Source organism: Ruegeria sp. CDSA221, assembly GCF_059611825.1.
On the sequence record NZ_JBXWPK010000015.1, the window covers coordinates 75,071 to 92,820 of the forward strand.

A 17,750-nucleotide genomic window follows, 5' to 3' on the forward strand; every position below is an offset into this window, starting at 1 on the left:
TTCGACAACAGATTCGGCACCCCAAATCCTTATCAACAAAAGAAAAACGGCCGCAACATTGTGCGGCCGTTTGAAACAGTCTTAAAAGTTCGTACGAGCGATTAACGCTTGGAGAACTGGAACGAACGACGCGCTTTGCGCTTACCGTATTTCTTACGTTCCACAACGCGGCTGTCGCGGGTCAGGAAGCCAGCGGCCTTCAGTGCGCCACGCAGGCTGGGATCGTACAGTTGCAGCGCTTTCGACACGCCGTGCTTGACCGCACCGGCCTGACCGGTCAGGCCACCGCCTTTGACGGTTGCAACAACGTCGAACTCACCTTCTACTCCGGCAACCTGGAAAGGCTGGCGCAGGATCAGCTGCAGAACGGGGCGTGCAAAATATACGTCCTGGTCTTTGCCGTTCACGGTGACCTTACCGGAACCCGGCTTGATCCAAACACGGGCAACAGCGTCTTTACGCTTGCCGGTGGCATAGGCACGACCCAGTTCGTCGCGTACGGGTTCACGCACGATGACTTCTTCGGCCACAACTTCAACGCCTGCTACGGCGCTCAGCTCTTCGAGAGTATTGATCTGATCAGCCATGGTCATTAGCTCCGGGTGTTTTTCTTGTTCATGGATGCAACATCCAGAACTTCGGGCGCTTGCGCCTCATGGGGATGCTCGGCACCGGCATAAACACGCAGGTTGGTCATAACCTGACGCGATAGGCGGTTGCCGGGCAGCATGCGCTTGACCGCCTGGGTCACGACGCGCTCGGGGTATTTGCCCTCGAGGATCTGCTGCTTGGTGCGCGACTTGATGCCGCCCGGGTGGCCAGTGTGCCAGTAGAAGTTCTCTTCGCGCTTCTTGCCGGTCATCTGGATTTTGTCAGCGTTGATCACGATGACATTGTCGCCCATGTCCATGTTCGGGGTGAACGACGCTTTGTGCTTGCCACGCAGACGCATGGCGACGATCGAGGCAAGACGGCCCAGAACAACGCCCTCGGCGTCGATCAGGATCCATTTCTTGTCGATGTCTGCAGGTGTTGCAGAAAAGGTTTTCATGGCAGGATAGTCCTGTTTGATGTGAAAGACCGCCCCCATACGGAGCGGTCCGAATTCGATGGATGGGGTTTAAACCCACGCGAAAGGCGGGTCAATACACGCAAATCAGTTTTAACTTAGCAAAAACAATGTATTACAAAATAGGTATTATTTTACCCCATATTTTTGCCAATCTTTTTCCGTCAATACCCAACGCATCCACTGCCCAGCCCCGGTACCAAGAACAAGTTGCTGGGTATCAACGTACCGCGCCCCAAGTTTCGCGGTCCCTTTTTGTGATCGCAAGTTGGTTGGGTCGATATGAAACCAGACCTCATCCAGTTCGTCGAACACCCGATTTACCATCAGCGATTTGATCGCCCGATTGCTGGCTCCGCCCCAGTGATCACGGGAAATAAAGCTGGATCCGATGCCGATGCCCCCGGGAACTTCGGGAGGCTCATAATAGCGAGAGCACCCGATGACCCGGCCTGTCGCCTCTTCGCGTACTGTCACTGACCCACCTGCGCTCAACAGAAAATCGAAATAAGGGGCGAAAACTTCTTTCTGATGGCGGGATTTGGCGGGATGCCCGGCCCAAATCAACGGATCGCTGGCTGCAAGGTGCAGGTCTTCGAAGTCACTTTTGAGCATAGGTGTGACGACAAATCCCCTGCCCCGCATTTCGCGAATATCCATTAAGCATCCCCTTACACCGAAATCTGTTCGGGTGGATTATCCAGCAGACGCCTGAGACGCTGCATCGCGTCCTCGAATTGATCCAACGATACATGCCCGTTCATGGCTATGCGAACCGCATTGGGTGCGCGCCCGTCACGCAAAGCAAACTCATCGGCAGACCGCAGTTGAATTCCCTCTCGCTCGGCTGCGCGGCTGAACGCAGCTGCTCGCCAACCAGAAGGCAAGTTCAGCCAGACAAAAGGTACATCTGAGGCCCAGTTCAGGTCGAACCCACCCAGGGCGTTTACGGCCACGCGCACATATTCCCCCATCCGGGTCCGGACATCTTTTGCGATTTGGCGCGTCCGCGGATCAGACAACATCAGCCGCGCCAGTTCGGCAAGCGGCTGAGCAAGGCCAAAATAGCCATATTCCGCTGAACGGCGCAGATCAACGCTGCGCTCGCGCGGCGCTATGGCAAACCCGACACGCAGTGAGGGCGTCAAGATCTTCGAGATCGACGACACATGCCATCCCCTTTCCGGCGCCAGGGCGCGATAGCTGGGCGCTCTTGCATCACCCATGCGGTAGCAGTCGTCCTCGATTATCTGGACGCCGAACCGCCGCGCGATTTCCACAACTTCTTTGCGGCGTTCCAGTGGTGTATGTGAGCCGGTCGGATTTTGAACCTCGGGTGAGACACATATGGCCTGCGCCGCCGACTGGCGAAGGACATGCTCCATAGCGTTGGGATCCACGCCCCATTTGTCCATCTTTACGCCAACGACCTCTGCACGCATCAACTCACCGGCCCGTCGGAACCCCGCATATGACAGATCCTCAACCAGAACGATTGGCTTTGGTCCGCGTAATATTGTCTGAAATACAAGGCAAAGGCCGTTTTGTCCGCCGTGGGTCAGAACGATATCGTCCTGCGAAATTGGTCCCAATGGCAAATCGGAAAGCCAATCTACAACAGCCTGTCGCATAGGTTTATACGCATCGCGGGTTGGATAGTTCATAAACAGGCGTGGATCGGATTGTGCCACTTTCTGCATACATTCGCGGATCAGGGCCACCTGCCCCATATCGGCGAGCCTTGGGCTGAACAGGCTGACATTGGCTTCATATTTGTCATCTCTGAGATGAAGTTGCCGAGCCCAGACATCATCGAGCAGAGGCGCCTTGGGCGGGGCCACAAATGTACCACGTCCTACTTCGGCACTGAGCAGACCTTCGTCTGTGAGTATCGTATAGGCGCGCGCAACGGTGCCGGGTGTGATTTGTAACCTATAGGCAAGTTCCCGCACCGGCGGCAGCTTTGTACCGACTTCCAAAATATTGTTATCTATAGCTTTTCGAATTGTATCGGCGACCAGTGTATATTTTGGCCCTTTGGATTTAGGCAGTGACTCTGGCCAAATTGTATCCATTACAATTCTTCCTTTGATTGCAGCACAATTCTGAATGTATCAAGTGTTCATACCGAACATATAACGTTTGTGTCAATACAATTTGAAAGGAACCCCAAGATGACACGCGCAATGCACAACCCCGCCCTGATAGCGCTTAACGACAGCCCCCGGCTGCCGCTGATTGCCGCACTGGCCGTGCGGTTTGCGGCGACGGTCACAAAATGGGAGCGGCAACGCCGCAGCCGAATTAACTTGTCCAATCTCGATGACAGGCTGCTGAAGGATGTGGGTCTGACTAATTATCAGGCCAGACGAGAGATCGAACGCCCTTTTTGGCAGGGCTAGGTAATCCCCAGTCCCAATATGGGACCTCTTCCTTGGCCGGGTTTATCCCGGCCATTTTTTCACCCAAAAGCTGCCGCAGCTGACCCCTCTGGTGGTAAAGAATAGGTCATCGTTGCGCGAGCGACGGGTTTGTCTGACCCTTCCGAAAATATTAGAACGTCACCTACGGCAAGGGTTTTTCCTAGCTTCAGCAAGGTGCAGCGCGCAATCAAATCTGCATTTCCATCCGGTTTACGCATGAAGTCCATTGAACAACCGGTTGTCACGGCCAGAGACTGCTGGCCCCTGCGCGCCAGGATCAGTGCGTAAACGCTTACATCAGCTAATCCAAACATAGACGGCCCCGAGACGGTCCCACCGGGGCGCAAATGACGATCGCCAACGGCAAGTCTCATGACGATGGACTCTTCGTTCAGATCCTGGACCGAATAATCCTGACTGACCTGGGGGAAGATTTGGCTCATATAATCCTCCAGTTCCTCCCGATTCATTGCCAATGACATACTTCCCCTCCTGGATTTGCCGACCTAGAGTTGGCCTCACATCAGATCGGAGGGCAAGATGGGAATTCTGGAACGAAATGACGCAGACGCCGTGGCTAGGCTTACAATGAATGCGCCAGACCGACTCAACGCCCTAAGTGACGAAATGCTGGCTGCGCTACAGACTGAACTTGATGCCCTGCGCGAAGACAGTTCCATCCGGGCGGTGATCCTTTCTGGTAAAGGCAAAGCTTTTTGTGCGGGTCATGATCTGAAACAGATGACAGCTGGGCGCCAATCTGAAGACGGCGGCAAAGCCTATTTTCAGGACCTATTCAATCGCTGTGCGAAAATGATGCTTTCAATTCAGTCGCTTCCGCAGCCGGTTATTGCCCAGGTGCACGGCATTGCTACGGCGGCCGGATGCCAGTTGGTTGCAACCTGCGATCTTGCTGTAGCTGCTGAAGGGACGCGGTTTGGCGTAAACGGTGTGAATATCGGGCTGTTCTGTTCGACCCCAATGGTTGCTCTTAGCCGAAACATTCCACGCAAACACGCCTTCGAGATGTTGACGACCGGGGATTTCATTCCGGCCTCGCGAGCTGCTGAGCTGGGTCTTGTCAATCGCGTGGTGCCAGAAATGCTGTTGGAGCATGAGGCTGTTTCACTGGCCGAGCAGCTTGCCTCCAAACTGGGATCTGCCGTGAAAGTCGGAAAACAGGCCTTCTACCGCCAGTTGGATATGCCATTGGATCAAGCCTATTCCTATACCGGCGAGGTAATGGCTCAGAATATGATGCATCGGGATACCGAAGAAGGAATATCTGCATTTATCGGAAAAAGAGATCCAAATTGGAGCCAATAAGGAATTTGTCATGCATATTTTTCCGCAATGTCGCCATTTTTGGACTTTTCAAATGGGCGTTACTGTGGCAATGCTGAGACGAGGCTGAGGCCTTGAACACTTTTTGGGTCGCCGTGGGCGGAAGGTCCCTCCGAGCTGGTTTCTCTCACTAGCGCAGACATTCCCGCATCGGCGACCCCAAAAATCCCTTGAAAACATGATTTCCCGTGCGCCATCGCTGCTGTGTTGCGTTGCGATCTTCTGTGCCCTATGTGGCAGCTTATGACACAGAAATTGCATATCGTGGGCGGCGGCATGGCCGGGTCCGAGGCCGCATGGCAGGCGGCGGAAATGGGCGTCGAGGTCGTGATTCACGAAATGCGCCCAAAAGTCGGAACTTTTGCGCATCAGACCGGCAACTTGGCCGAGATGGTCTGCTCGAACTCATTCCGGTCGGATGATGACGAACAGAACGCCGTTGGACTGCTGCATTGGGAAATGCGCGAGGCCGAAGGGTTGATCTTGAAAACGGCAGATGCGCACCGACTGCCGGCCGGGGGCGCATTGGCTGTGGATCGCGATCCGTTTGCTGAATCTGTGACGGCCAGGTTAAAGGCTCACCCCCTTGTCGAAATCACTGGAGAAGAAGTGACCGCCCTGCCCGATGACGGCCAGTGGATATTTGCCACCGGCCCGCTGACCTCTGCCGCTTTGGGTGACGCAATCCGCGCGGAAACCGGCGCCGAGTCGTTAGCATTCTTTGATGCCATTGCACCGATCGTCTACGCAGACAGCATCGACATGAGCAAAGCGTGGATGCAATCGCGGTATGACAAGGGCGAAACCGAAGAAGAGCGGACCGCTTATCTGAATTGCCCGATGGACAAAGACCAGTACGACGCCTTCATCGACGCCCTGCTGGCCGCCGACAAGACCGAGTTCCATGAGGGCGAAACCGCAGGCTATTTCGATGGTTGTCTTCCGATAGAGGTTATGTCCGAGCGCGGTCGTGAAACGTTGCGCCACGGACCGATGAAGCCGGTCGGCCTGACGAACCCGCATCAGCCCGACGTAAAGCCCCATGCGGTGGTTCAACTGCGCCGGGATAACGCGCTAGGAACATTGTTCAACATTGTCGGCTTTCAGACCAAGATGAAATACGGAGCCCAAACCGATGTGTTCCGGATGATTCCGGGGTTGGAGAATGCCAGCTTTGCGCGGCTGGGCGGTATTCATCGCAATACGTTCATCAATTCTCCGACATTGCTGGATTCCCAGATGCGACTGAAATCAAAGCCCAATATCAGGTTCGCTGGTCAGATTACCGGTGTCGAAGGTTATGTGGAAAGCGCCGCGATGGGTCTTTTGGCCGGACGTCTGGCTGCTGCCGAGATGTTGGGCCGTACCGTTCCCGAAGTTCCGCAGGACAGTGCCATGGGCGCTTTGATCCACCACATCACTGGTGGTGCCGAGGCAAAGACATTCCAGCCTATGAACGTGAATTTCGGTCTGTTCCGTCCTGTCGATGGGTTAAAAGGCGGTCGGCGTGGCCGAAAAGACCGCTACAAGGCCTATACTGACCGGGCCAAGGAAGAATGGACCAAGTGGTTGGCGCATTGGTGACTGGACGGGTCCGGCCCCGACGTCCTAACATATCGGTATGAGCGATAAATTCCTAAAGGATGTCTATGGGCTGGATTCGCCTCAGGCGACCAAAGCACATTATCAAAAATGGGCCTCGTCTTATGATGATGAGGTTGGGTCAAACGGTTATGCGACCCCGGGACGTATCGCCCGGGCTCTCTGGTCGCAACTGCCCGAGCCCAAAACCCTAATTCTGGACTATGGCTGCGGTACCGGCCTGTCAGGTGTCGCGCTGAACGCGGTCGGGTTTGAGGTCGTCGATGGAATAGACCCCACCCCGCAGATGTTAGAGGGCGCCAAGGCCAAAGGGGTTTATCGCAACCTGATTAGCTTTGACATCGCAGATCCCAATCCGCTGCAGGCTGGCGCGTATAAGGTCATCACGGCGATCGGGGTTATCGGCGTCGGCGCCGCGCCACCTGAGACTTTGGATATGCTCATCAACGCTCTGCCGTCGGGTGGGGTTATTGCTTTTTCCTTTAATGATCATACACTTGAAGATCACAGCTATACCGTTCGCCTCAGTGATTGGCTGGATATGGGCGCGGCACGATTGCTATTCCGCGAATACGGCCCGCACCTTCCGGGAATGGACATGAAGTCTGACGTTTATATTGTTGAAAAAGTGTGACTTTAGTAACCAGATTTGCACCATCACCTACAGGACCGCTGCATCTTGGCCACGCTTATTCGGCAATGTTGGCCCATGATTTTGCAAAGTCGAAGGATGGCCAGTTTTTGCTGAGGATCGAGGATATCGACCGCTCACGCTCGCGTCCAGAATGGGAAACTCAGATTTACGATGATTTGCGCTGGCTTCGCCTGTCGTGGCCGGAACCGGTGCTCCGCCAATCCACACGAGCTGCCACCTATGATGTCGCGCTAGACTATCTGTGGTCGCGGGGGCTGCTGTACCCGTGCAGCTGCAACCGAAAAGACATCGTCAACGCGGCCAGCGCTCCCCAGGAAGGAGCCCCACTTCTTGGCCCGGACGGGATTATCTATCCGGGGACGTGTCGCACACGTTGGAAACAACAGGGTTCATCGGGTCAACCACGCCCGCTGAATATTCCGTTGCGATTGGATATGGCCGAAGCTTTGCAACAAACATCCAGCCTGTTTCAGAGCGATAAAAACACTGCATGGTTTCAAGAGATTGGAGAAGGTCCAGGCGCTGAATCCGGCTGTGTCCTGTTCACACAGGCAGAGATGTTGGAAACGGTTGGGGATGTCGTTCTGTCGCGCCGGGATATGGGCACGTCGTATCACTTGTCGGTCGTTCTGGATGACGCTGCACAAAAAGTTACGCATGTGGTTCGCGGTCAGGATCTGTTCGAAGCCACACGTATCCACGTTCTGCTGCAGACGCTGTTGAGTTTGCCGACACCGATCTACCTGCATCACCGCCTGATACGCGATCAGGCCGGCAAACGGCTGGCTAAACGCGACGATGCGCGTGCCATTGCCAAGTTTCGCGACGAAGAGGCGACGCCCGAAGATATTCGGGCGATGGTGGGGCTTTGACCAATCAGGTCATGGGGGTCATGATTTCGACCTCGTCCCCGTCTCTGACCGCTGTGTAGAAACAAGATCGACGGTTGGTGTGGCAGGCCGGGCCGGTCTGGCGCACAAGGACAAGCAGGCAATCCCGGTCGCAATCCACGCGGAGATCAACCAATTCCTGCACATGGCCCGAGCTTTCGCCCTTGATCCAGAATGACTGGCGCGAGCGGGACCAATAGGTAACGCGTCTGGTTTCAAGCGTCTTTTCAATGGCGCTCTGGTTCATCCAGGCCATCATCAATACCTCGCCCGTATTTTCGTCCTGAGCGATGGCTGGAATCAGCCCGGCCTCGTTGAATTTCAAACTCGATGCATCGAACGCGACTGAGGAAGACATGACAAAAACCTTTTGCATCCCGGTGGATGGCCACTATGTATTGGGAACATTCAACGAGGGAAAGCCATGTCCGGCGAGAATGACCTGATAAAGCTATACTCTGGCCGAATTCTGGCCCTTGCTGCTGATATCCCACACCTATGCCGGCTTGATGATGCTGACGCTACGGTGAAAAAACGCTCGCCCCTATGCGGGTCGACCATCACGGTTGATGTCAAAGTTCAGGATGGCAGAATTTCAGAGTTCGGTCAGGACGTGAAAGCCTGCGCTTTGGGACAGGCCTCCGCTTCGGTTGTTGGCGGGGCAATCGTCGGAACAACGCGTGCTCAGGTCGAAAAGGCGCGCGAGCAACTGTCCGCGATGCTGAAAAAGGATGGATCGGCACCCGAGGCCCCATTTGATGGGCTAGAGGTTTTGATGCCCGCACGGGAATATAAGAACCGTCATGCCTCGATCCTGCTGGTTCTTGATGCAACCGCAGAGGCATTTGAACAGGCGGAACGTGCAAATTGCGCCTAAACATGGTTTTGACGGGCGAAACGTTATAGCCTTTCGGAATAAACGAAGGGAATTCCAGTTTTGAACGGTTTACTTGAGCATTTTGTCACGCTTTGGGTTGTTATTGATCCGATTGGAACAATCCCGGTCTTCATCGCTGTTACCGCAGGGCTTGGGGCCGCCGCACGCCGTAAGATGGCGCTTGTGGCCTCGCTTATAAGCGCCGGGATTCTATTGTTTTTCCTGGTCTTCGGGCAACTGCTGATCGAGGCGCTGGATATCGGCCTGAACTCTTTTCAAGTCGCTGGCGGCATTATCCTTTTCCTGTTCGCGCTGACCATGATTTTTGGCGAGCCCAAACAGGAAGTCGAGCAGCGCGCCGCCAAGGATGACATTAAAGACGAACTCCACAAACACAACCCAGCGATCTTTCCTCTTGCCGTCCCCTCGCTTGCCTCACCAGGTGCGATGCTGGCCATCGTCATCTTGACCGATAACAACAGGTACAGTGTTGCTGATCAGGGGATCACTGCTTTGGTCATGCTGTCGGTTGTTGCGATTGCCTTTGTCCTGATGTTGCTGGCCGAACCGATCATTCGGCTGATCGGCCATTCAGGCGCCGCCATCATCAGCCGTGTCATGGGGATGATCCTGGCATCGGTCGCAGTAAACTCGGTTCTGTCGGCGTTGTTGGAAATTATGAAAACCGGCCAGCTTTAAAAAAACCGCCGCTCCTTTCGGGCGGAAAGGGCGGCGGCAGGTAATGCGTTTCTCATGTGGGGTCCGGATATCCGCGCGGGGCCGAGGCATGGCCCTTCAAGGGTATTGGGACAGGCAGGTCACCCTTGATTGAAATGGGGATGACAAGCGCGGCGTGATCGGCACGAGATCGCAGGCAGAAAGACTTAATACGTTCCGGGAAGATGAAGTGCGACCATAAGTATGACCACCAGTGCAACCGCACCTGCTGCGTCCTGCAGCAGCGTCGACTGGGAACGACTTAGGGTGGTCTTGATCTGGGTCAGCATATGGGTACCTCCGGTCAGGGTTTTAATTCTTTGTTGACCTTTTGTTCTCATATTTTGATGTCCTGGTAAAGAACTTTTTGAGAACATTTGTGAACTAATGTTCCTCTTTTCGTCTAACCAACTGATATCAAACGGATTGCCTGATCCTGTTTCATCAGCCACAAAAGAACACGAGCCGCCTTGCCCCTTTGCGTTTCAAGTTTGGCGTCCACGCCCAGCAGAGCCCTTGCGTCAGACTGCGCAACGGCCATCAAACCGGCCTGCCTTTCCAAATCGGCGATACGGAACTTCGGCAGACCTGACTGCGCGGTACCGATCAGATCGCCCGCTCCACGCATTTGCAGATCCGTCTCTGAGATTCTGAACCCGTCTTCTGTTTCGCGCAGAACTTCCAGCCTTTTGCGCCCCCCTTCGCCGAGGGGTGGCTGATACATCAGCAGACATGTCGATTCTGCCTCGCCTCGCCCAACACGACCGCGAAGTTGATGCAGCTGCGCCAGGCCAAAAATCTCGGCCCTTTCGATGACCATGATCGAGGCATTTGGAACATTCACGCCAACCTCGATTACCGTGGTCGCCACCAGAACTTTGGTTTGCCCCTGCTGAAATGCCTTCATCGCTGCGTCTTTGTCGGCGGGCGGCATTTGGCCGTGAACCAGCCCCACTATCCCGTCCCCCAAAATGGCACGCAGCCTTTTGAACCGTTCCTCGGCAGCGGTCAGATCCGATACTTCGGATTCATCGACAAGCGGGCAGACCCAATAGCATTGGCGGCCCTCAGCAATAGCTTTTTGCAGATGCGAGACAACTTCTTGAATCCGTTCAGTGCTCACAACCGCTGTTTTGACAGGTTTTCGCCCCGGCGGCTTTTCATCAAGCACGGACACGTCCATGTCACCGTATTGAGTCAGGGCAAGACTGCGTGGAATAGGCGTTGCTGTCATGACCAAAACGTCCGCCCCCCTGCCTTTTTCCGACAGCTCCATGCGTTGACGGACCCCAAATCGGTGCTGTTCGTCGACGATTGCCAGCCGTAATTCCTGAAACGCGACATCGCTTTGAAATACGGCGTGAGTGCCCACCAGAATGTGAATATCACCCCGTTGAAGCGCCAACAGCTTGGCACGCCGATCCGCCCCCTTGTCGCGACCGGTCAGGATTTCCAGAACCACGCCCGCCTCTTCGGCGAGGGGGCGCAACCCTTCCAGATGCTGCTGAGCGAGTATCTCGGTAGGGGCCATCATGACGCCCTGCCCGCCCGCCTCGACCGCGACCAGCAGTGCCATGAACGCAACCAGAGTCTTGCCGGACCCAACATCCCCCTGAAGCAATCTGTTCATGCGCGTATCCGAGGCCATATCCCCGGCGATCTCTTGAATAGCGCGCTGTTGGGCGTTGGTGGGCTTGTATGGCAGGTTCGACAACACACGGGATTGCAGCTTGCCCGTACCAGCGCTGGCGATCCCCTTGACCCTGCGCTCTCGTTGGCGGGCCAATGCCAAGGTCAGTTGATGCGCGAACAGCTCATCATAGGCCAAACGCTCATGCGCTGGAGAAAAAGACGCTACATCATCCGCACCCTGCGGATTATGCGCTGCATGTACAGCGCTCAGCCAGTCTGGCCAGTTCTCTTTTGCGACCTGCGCGGGATCAATCCATTCCGTCAATTCCGGCGAGAGTGCAACCGCGCTACGCGCGGCCTTGAAGGCAGTTTTCTGGGTCAGCCCCTGGGTCAAATGATAGACAGGCTCAAACTCAGGGATATCCTTTGCATCCGCAGGCGGCAGCATGTGATCCGGGTGAACCATCTGAGCAATGCCGTCGAAAAGCTCGATCTTGCCAGAAATCACCCTGCGCGCGCCCTGAGGGAGCACTTTTTGCAAGTAATCGCCGCGGGCATGAAAGAACACCAACTGAAATTCAGTCTGGCTGTCTTCAACATGGACACGATACGCACCTCCCTTGTTTCTAGGGGGGCGATGGATGCCAACGGTGACTTCTACGGTCAGCGTCGAGGGCAAATCGACGCCTTGAATGGTATCGCGCCTGCGCCGATCAATCACCGCATAAGGCAGCCCGAACAAGACGTCGCGCGGGGTCTCGACACCTGACTGCGCCAAGACCTGAGCCGTTTTCGGCCCCACGCCGTCAAGCGTTTCCAGCCGCGAAAACAGCGGGAACAGAGATTCGGGCCGACCACTCATTTGCCGTCGATCAGCTGCAACCAGCCATCTTCGTCGAGCGTCTCAATACCAAGTTCAGCCGCCTTTTTCGCCTTTGATCCAGCACCCGGTCCTGCAACCAAAAGATCGGTTTTATTGCTGACCGATCCCGACACTTTGGCGCCCAATGCCTCGGCACGAGCCTTGGCCTCGGCGCGGGTCATCTTTTCAAGCGATCCCGTAAAAACCACGGTCTTTCCCGCAACGGGACTACCCGAGGTATCGGGCCGTTTCGCGTCTTGGACATCAAGCTGAGCCACAAGATCGTCGATGCTCTGCCGTTCGGCAGGTTGGGCGAAGGCTGAAACCAATGCGCGGGCCATAACCTCACCAACACCGTCAACGTTCAGCAGCTCATCCCATTCTGACCCGGTCTGACTATGCGCTATGGTAACCGCTTTTTCCAGCTCATCCCATGATCCGTAATGCGTTGCGATTAGGTTCGACGCTGCCTCGCCGACATGTCGAATGCCCAGTGCAAACAGCAACCGACCCAGTGGAATAACTCGTTTTTCATCAATCGCTTGCCACAGATTGGTGGCGCTCTGCGCCCCCCATCCCTTGCGATTAGCCAGCCTGTTCAGGTTCGCATTATCTCGTTGTTTCAGAGTAAAAATGTCAGCCGGGGTCCGAACTGGCAGATCGGGATCATCATAGAACATCTCAATCTGCTTTGCTCCAAACCCTTCGATGTCAAAGGCCTTGCGTGAGACGAAATGCTTCAATTTCTCAACGGCTTGCGCAGGGCAGATAACGCCACCGGTACAGCGACGGACCGCGTCACCTTCCTCGCGGATCGCATCGCTGTGACATTCGGGGCATTTTTCCGGGAAGATGAACTTTTCGGCATCATCCGGGCGTTTCGAAATGTCGACATCGGCAACCTTCGGGATCACATCGCCGGCGCGATAAACCTGAACCCAGTCGCCGATCCGAATGTCTTTGCCTTCGCGTATCTCGCCGCCTTTTGCGTCTTTACCAGAAATGTAATCTTCGTTGTGCAACGTTGCGTTCGACACGACCACACCGCCGACAGTAACCGGGTGCAGCCTGGCCACCGGGCTCAGCGCGCCGGTGCGGCCGACCTGAATGTCGATCGCTTCAAGACGGGTCCAGGCAAGCTCGGCCGGAAATTTATGCGCAATTGCCCAACGTGGTGTGCTGGACCGGAACCCAAGCCGTGATTGCAGCGCAAGATCGTTTACCTTGTAGACCACACCATCAATGTCATATCCAAGCGTCGCGCGCTGCAGCTCGATGCTGCGATAGTGATCCAGAATCTGCTTTGTATCCGCGCATAAACGGGTTAGCGGGTTGGTTGAAAATCCGAATTCCTTCAGGCGCTGTATGGCTTCGTATTGGGTGCTTGCCAGAAGCTCAGACAGCTCCCCCCAGGCATAAGCAAAAAACTTGAGGGGACGAGAACGGGTAATTGCGGAATCCAACTGACGAAGGGATCCTGCGGCAGCATTTCGCGGGTTGGCGAAGGTTTTTTCGCCTTTCTTGGACTGGCTCTCATTTAGACGATCAAAGTCGTCGTGAGACATATAGACCTCGCCGCGAACCTCAAGGATGTCTGGTGCGCCGGTGATTACCTGTGGAATATCCGATATGGTTAGCGCATTTGCGGTAACATTTTCCCCGACTTCTCCGTCTCCCCGCGTGGCCGCCTGGACAAGCCTACCCCTCTCATACCGAAGCGAAAGGGAGAGACCGTCGATCTTGGGCTCAGCCGTATAGCTCAAACTCGTCTCGTCATCCAACCCTAGGTATTTTCGGACGGACCGATCGAAATCAGAGACGTCTTCGTCTTGAAAAGCGTTGCCCAAAGACAGCATGCGCACGGCATGTGAAATCTTGGAGAACCCATCGGCGGGGCGGGCACCAACGATATCCGATGGGCTGTCAGATCGCTTGAGTTGCGGAAATCGCGACTCGATTTCTGAGTTTCTGAGTTTCAGCGCATCATAGTCGGCATCAGAAATCTCGGGGGCGTCTTTCTGGTGATACAATGCGTTCGCATGATGTAAAAGCCCAGCCAGCCGCGCCAATTCATTGCGTGCCTGATCTTCCGTCAGGTCTGATACAGAAATGGAATTGCTCATGCCCTCGCCCCGTCAATTGTTCTTGGAGTTCAGTGATAGGGCGAGGGCATGGCTAGGTCCAGATGTGCTGTTCAGTGAGCGAGGGTGTCGCCCCGGACCCTTGGCGACGAAAAACTTGCGCGCCTAGGCGCCAACCGCAATGCGAGGTTCATCGACGCTGTTCTTCTGAGGATCGCGCAACACATATCCCCTGCCCCAGACGGTCTCGATATAATTTGCGCCGTCGGTGGCATTGCTAAGTTTTTTGCGCAATTTGCAGATAAAGACGTCAATGATCTTCAATTCGGGCTCATCCATTCCCCCATAGAGATGGTTAAGGAACATCTCTTTAGTCAGGGTTGTTCCCTTTCGAAGGCTCAGAAGTTCGAGCATTTGATATTCTTTGCCGGTCAGGTGAACGGCCTTGCCTTCCACTTCGACGGTTTTCGCATCCAGATTCACTGCAACGCGCCCGGTGTGGATTATGGATTGAGAATGCCCTTTTGAGCGGCGAATAATGGCGTGGATACGTGCTACCAATTCTTCTCTATGGAATGGTTTGGTCAGATAATCGTCAGCACCAAATCCGAAGCCCTTAATTTTGCTTTCTGTATCGTCGGCCCCCGACAGGATCAGGATCGGCGTTTCCACCCGCGCAACCCGCAACTGGCGCAGCACTTCATGCCCGTTCATATCCGGAAGGTTGAGATCAAGGAGGATCAGGTCGTAATCGTAAAGTTTTGCGAGGTCGATCCCTTCTTCGCCTAAATCTGTCGCATATACATTCAGATTGGCATGTGTCAGCATCAGTTCGATGCTTTTGGACGTGGTTGGATCATCCTCGACAAGAAGTATACGCATTTACTGCTCCAATTCAGCTCAATTTACCAATTAAAATCGAGCCTGCTCAAAAATGGTTAATCTGACGTTACCGTTGAATCATTTATTCACACTCTCCTTTAGGTTGTCGATATTTTTTTATCGTGGTGACCTTTAATGCGTCCGTTCCGTGTTCTGCGACCGCAGAAACCCAGGAATTAAATTCTTCATCGCTGAGGCCATATTGGTTTTTGGCTTCCGAAAGCGTGATCAATCCGTAAAGAACGCCCCGGACTACAATCGCTTTACGGGATGCCACCCAGCGGGTTGTCTCTTTTGGCGGCAGATCAGCCCGGGATAAAACCGTTCCATCCGGCAGGGTTACCGACCTGGGCCCCTCTACTTTGTGCAAATACATCTTTCGGTCCTCTTCGTGCTGCGACAAAGCTGACACCATGCTACTTAACGTGTTGTGAAACCGCCCCTTGAGAGTATCTAGAATTTTCCTATATTCTGCCGGTCTTTCTTAACCCGTACTGGAACCGTCATGGCCCTCGACACCGAGACACCGCTGAACTCTCTTGGCTTTGCCAAGCCCCCGTCTGAAACGCGGGTGGTAGTTGCCATGTCCGGAGGCGTGGACAGCTCGGTCGTGGCCGCGCATTTGGCGGATCAGGGGTATGACGTCATCGGCGTCACCCTGCAACTGTACGATCACGGTGCTGCTTTGGCCAAAAAGGGGGCCTGCTGTGCCGGTATCGACATTCACGATGCGCGCCGCGTGGCCGAGGAACGCGGGTTTCCGCATTACGTTCTGGATTATGAGAACATCTTCAAGGACGCCGTGATCGACGAATTCGCCGACAGCTATTTGGCCGGTGCGACGCCGGTTCCCTGCATTCGCTGTAACGAACGGGTGAAATTCAAGGACCTGCTGGAAACCGCCAAGGATCTTGAGGCTGATTGCATGGCCACCGGCCACTATATTCAGCGCAAGACAGGCTCCAACGGGCCTGAATTGCACAGCGCCGAGGATGCCAACCGCGATCAATCCTATTTCCTGTTCTCGACGACCCCGGAACAGCTGGATTTCCTGCGCTTTCCGCTGGGCCACCTGCCTTCCAAGGACGCGACGCGCGAAATGGCTGCGCAATATGGGCTGGCTGTTGCCGACAAGCCCGACAGTCAGGACATCTGTTTCGTGCCCAACGGCAACTATGCCAGCGTAATCGAAAAGCTGCGCCCCGGCGCGGCGGAACCGGGTGAGATCGTTCATGCGGATGGTCGTGTGCTGGCCCAGCATAACGGGGTAATCCACTATACCATTGGTCAGCGCCGCGGGCTTGGTATCGGAGGCCTCAGCGACCCGCTTTACGTGGTGAAGCTGGATGTCGACAAGAAACAGGTTGTGGTTGGCCCCAAAGAGATGTTGGCCACCCGCACCATTCCGGTGCGTGAGATCAACTGGCTGGGCGATGAGCCGTTTACGTCACGCGATGAATGGCACGTCCTGGTCAAGGTTCGCTCGACCCGCCCCCCGCGTGAGGCCATCATCCGCCCGCTTTCGGACACCACGGCAGAGGTCGAGTTGCTGACCCCGGAAGAAGGTGTGTCGCCCGGTCAGGCCTGTGTTTTCTATGCGTCCGAAGGCAGCCGCATCTTTGGCGGCGGCTGGATTTGGCGCGGATATTAAACTGCGTCAGTCCACGAGTTGCTGAGAATATAAAGGCCAGCGCAGATCATCACGTAAGGAACAAGCATCTCAAGCTTGCGCGCGATGCGACCACTGATGAGCGGAGATTTGGCGCCCAGCAGCGCCAGCGTGGCCAATCCTACCACGGCAAGCCCTGCGCCGAAGGCTCCGGCGATCCGAAAGCCTGGCGTTGAATCCGCCAATAACGGCGCCAGAACGGCCAAAGTGTCCATCGACAGGCTGGTAAACAGTAAGGTTGTCACCAAAATTGATGCTCCGGCTTCGAGATGCGCAGGAGTGTCGACGCCCTGCCCGCGCCATTGGCGGATGGCGGCCAGACAGCCCAGTGTCAGCGGGATCATCCCCAGATACCCGGCCCAGCCCGGTATTACGCCCTCGATCCCCATGGCGAACAGCAAGGACGCCGAAATCACCAAGCCCTGTGCGAACAGAAAGCCAAAGACGGCCCGTTTGTCCCCTGACACCAAGATCAGAGCCACCAATGCGGCAAGATTATCCAGATTGGTCAGTATCAATGCCAGAAAGGCCGAAAAACCAAAGAGGATGAACTCGGCCATCAGGACGGCATTCTGGCCAACACGGCCTTTGCAGCTCTGAAACCAGGGGCGTCGCCGCCACGGCCCAGGCGCTCCATTGTCAGATCCATCGCGCTGCGCTGCGCGTCAGGTTTCAGGGCGACCTCGCGTAGCGCTACGGCAATCTTATCCGGCAGGCAGTCATCCAGCAGGCATTCCGGGATGGAACGCGTTTCCGAGACAAGATTGACCAATGTAACCGTGTCCAGATTGACCATACGTACTGCCAGTTTCTGGGTCAGCCAGCTGAGGCGGTAGGCAATCACCATGGGTGTTGCTTGGGCTGCAAGTTCAAGCGACACGGTACCCGATGCCGCCAGAGCAAGGTCCGCTGCGGCAAAAGCTGCGCGTTTCTGCTGAACCGCCTCTTCGGTCGGAACATTGCGCGGGTCGATCACGACGGGATTGCCTGGCCATGTCTGCAGATGTTCGGTTACGGCCTCGACCATATGTGCAACCGCCGGAACAA

The 17,750-nt window shown here is 55.4% G+C and carries 20 protein-coding genes and 1 pseudogene; 8 read left to right on the forward strand and 13 right to left on the reverse strand.

The window, feature by feature from the left end:
- Nucleotides 1–101: 101 nt before the first annotated feature.
- The 4 genes from rpsI to AC2FJ5_RS18285 form a co-directional block, all read right to left on the reverse strand.
- A complete protein-coding gene (rpsI, locus tag AC2FJ5_RS18270) occupies nt 102–587 on the reverse strand; it encodes a 30S ribosomal protein S9 (RefSeq protein ID WP_271947073.1) in 486 nt (161 codons plus the stop codon).
- Nucleotides 588–592: 5 nt separating this feature from the next.
- Nucleotides 593–1,051 (reverse strand): 50S ribosomal protein L13, encoded by a 459-nt coding sequence (gene rplM / locus AC2FJ5_RS18275; RefSeq protein ID WP_113790645.1) that lies wholly within the window; start codon nt 1,049–1,051, stop codon nt 593–595.
- Between the two features lie 147 nt (nt 1,052–1,198).
- On the reverse strand, nt 1,199–1,729 hold the full coding sequence (locus AC2FJ5_RS18280) for a GNAT family N-acetyltransferase (RefSeq protein ID WP_496794250.1): 531 nt from the start codon (nt 1,727–1,729) through the stop codon (nt 1,199–1,201).
- Nucleotides 1,730–1,740: 11 nt separating this feature from the next.
- Nucleotides 1,741–3,144 carry an aminotransferase-like domain-containing protein gene (locus AC2FJ5_RS18285; RefSeq protein ID WP_496794251.1) on the reverse strand — a complete coding sequence of 468 codons (1,404 nt, stop codon included), beginning with the start codon at nt 3,142–3,144 and terminating at the stop codon, nt 1,741–1,743.
- A 99-nt stretch (nt 3,145–3,243) separates the two neighbouring features.
- Between AC2FJ5_RS18285 and AC2FJ5_RS18290 the strand changes: the two genes are divergently transcribed.
- On the forward strand, nt 3,244–3,471 hold the full coding sequence (locus AC2FJ5_RS18290; RefSeq protein ID WP_142633870.1) for a DUF1127 domain-containing protein: 228 nt from the start codon (nt 3,244–3,246) through the stop codon (nt 3,469–3,471).
- A gap of 59 nt (nt 3,472–3,530) precedes the next feature.
- Here AC2FJ5_RS18290 and AC2FJ5_RS18295 read toward each other — a convergent pair whose 3' ends face one another.
- Nucleotides 3,531–3,974 (reverse strand): PaaI family thioesterase, encoded by a 444-nt coding sequence (locus tag AC2FJ5_RS18295; protein ID WP_496794253.1) that lies wholly within the window; start codon nt 3,972–3,974, stop codon nt 3,531–3,533.
- Between the two features lie 58 nt (nt 3,975–4,032).
- On the opposite strand from AC2FJ5_RS18295, the gene AC2FJ5_RS18300 reads away from it, so the two are divergent.
- From AC2FJ5_RS18300 to gluQRS, 4 genes are all read left to right on the forward strand, one after another.
- Nucleotides 4,033–4,818 carry an enoyl-CoA hydratase gene (locus AC2FJ5_RS18300; RefSeq protein ID WP_282021264.1) on the forward strand — a complete coding sequence of 262 codons (786 nt, stop codon included), beginning with the start codon at nt 4,033–4,035 and terminating at the stop codon, nt 4,816–4,818.
- 261 nt (nt 4,819–5,079) lie between these two features.
- On the forward strand, nt 5,080–6,420 hold the full coding sequence (gene trmFO, locus AC2FJ5_RS18305) for a methylenetetrahydrofolate--tRNA-(uracil(54)-C(5))-methyltransferase (FADH(2)-oxidizing) TrmFO (protein ID WP_496794254.1): 1,341 nt from the start codon (nt 5,080–5,082) through the stop codon (nt 6,418–6,420).
- A 37-nt stretch (nt 6,421–6,457) separates the two neighbouring features.
- Nucleotides 6,458–7,072 carry a class I SAM-dependent DNA methyltransferase gene (locus AC2FJ5_RS18310; RefSeq protein ID WP_496794256.1) on the forward strand — a complete coding sequence of 205 codons (615 nt, stop codon included), beginning with the start codon at nt 6,458–6,460 and terminating at the stop codon, nt 7,070–7,072.
- On the forward strand, nt 7,069–7,965 hold the full coding sequence (gene gluQRS / locus AC2FJ5_RS18315) for a tRNA glutamyl-Q(34) synthetase GluQRS (RefSeq protein ID WP_496794258.1): 897 nt from the start codon (nt 7,069–7,071) through the stop codon (nt 7,963–7,965). Before AC2FJ5_RS18310 ends, gluQRS begins: the two co-directional genes overlap by 4 nt.
- Before the next feature lie 4 nt (nt 7,966–7,969).
- On the opposite strand, the gene hisI is transcribed toward gluQRS, so the two are convergent.
- Nucleotides 7,970–8,359 (reverse strand): phosphoribosyl-AMP cyclohydrolase, encoded by a 390-nt coding sequence (gene hisI, locus AC2FJ5_RS18320; protein ID WP_496700264.1) that lies wholly within the window; start codon nt 8,357–8,359, stop codon nt 7,970–7,972.
- A gap of 48 nt (nt 8,360–8,407) precedes the next feature.
- Here hisI and AC2FJ5_RS18325 point away from each other — a divergent pair, with 48 nt between their 5' ends.
- Nucleotides 8,408–8,860, forward strand: a complete 453-nt coding sequence (locus AC2FJ5_RS18325) for an iron-sulfur cluster assembly scaffold protein (RefSeq protein WP_281972123.1) — start codon at nt 8,408–8,410, stop codon at nt 8,858–8,860.
- A gap of 60 nt (nt 8,861–8,920) precedes the next feature.
- On the forward strand, nt 8,921–9,559 hold the full coding sequence (locus AC2FJ5_RS18330) for a MarC family protein (protein ID WP_496700262.1): 639 nt from the start codon (nt 8,921–8,923) through the stop codon (nt 9,557–9,559).
- A gap of 185 nt (nt 9,560–9,744) precedes the next feature.
- Here the strand turns inward: AC2FJ5_RS18330 and AC2FJ5_RS18335 are convergent, their stop codons facing one another.
- From AC2FJ5_RS18335 to sciP, 5 genes are all read right to left on the reverse strand, one after another.
- Nucleotides 9,745–9,918: a hypothetical protein gene (locus AC2FJ5_RS18335; protein WP_496676229.1), complete on the reverse strand. Its 174-nt coding sequence runs from the start codon at nt 9,916–9,918 to the stop codon at nt 9,745–9,747.
- Between the two features lie 62 nt (nt 9,919–9,980).
- Nucleotides 9,981–12,071: an ATP-dependent DNA helicase RecG gene (recG, locus tag AC2FJ5_RS18340; RefSeq protein ID WP_496794260.1), complete on the reverse strand. Its 2,091-nt coding sequence runs from the start codon at nt 12,069–12,071 to the stop codon at nt 9,981–9,983.
- Nucleotides 12,068–14,194 carry an NAD-dependent DNA ligase LigA gene (ligA, locus tag AC2FJ5_RS18345; RefSeq protein WP_496794261.1) on the reverse strand — a complete coding sequence of 709 codons (2,127 nt, stop codon included), beginning with the start codon at nt 14,192–14,194 and terminating at the stop codon, nt 12,068–12,070. Before ligA ends, recG begins: the two co-directional genes overlap by 4 nt.
- Before the next feature lie 123 nt (nt 14,195–14,317).
- Entirely contained in the window at nt 14,318–15,034 is a 717-nt protein-coding gene (ctrA, locus tag AC2FJ5_RS18350; RefSeq protein WP_281972126.1) for a response regulator transcription factor CtrA, read from the reverse strand.
- A gap of 82 nt (nt 15,035–15,116) precedes the next feature.
- Nucleotides 15,117–15,410 carry a CtrA inhibitor SciP gene (sciP, locus tag AC2FJ5_RS18355; protein WP_281994636.1) on the reverse strand — a complete coding sequence of 98 codons (294 nt, stop codon included), beginning with the start codon at nt 15,408–15,410 and terminating at the stop codon, nt 15,117–15,119.
- Between the two features lie 129 nt (nt 15,411–15,539).
- On the opposite strand from sciP, the gene mnmA reads away from it, so the two are divergent.
- Entirely contained in the window at nt 15,540–16,685 is a 1,146-nt protein-coding gene (gene mnmA / locus AC2FJ5_RS18360) for a tRNA 2-thiouridine(34) synthase MnmA (protein WP_496794262.1), read from the forward strand.
- Here mnmA and AC2FJ5_RS18365 read toward each other — a convergent pair.
- The gene (locus tag AC2FJ5_RS18365; RefSeq protein WP_271947048.1) at nt 16,682–17,263 is read right to left on the reverse strand and encodes a hypothetical protein; all 582 of its coding nucleotides are present in this window, start codon (nt 17,261–17,263) and stop codon (nt 16,682–16,684) included. The two genes, mnmA and AC2FJ5_RS18365, sit on opposite strands and share 4 nt — an antisense overlap.
- A pseudogene (locus AC2FJ5_RS18370) lies at nt 17,263–17,750 on the reverse strand (lipid-A-disaccharide synthase); the annotation flags it as partial. The pseudogene AC2FJ5_RS18370 and the gene AC2FJ5_RS18365, both read right to left, overlap by 1 nt.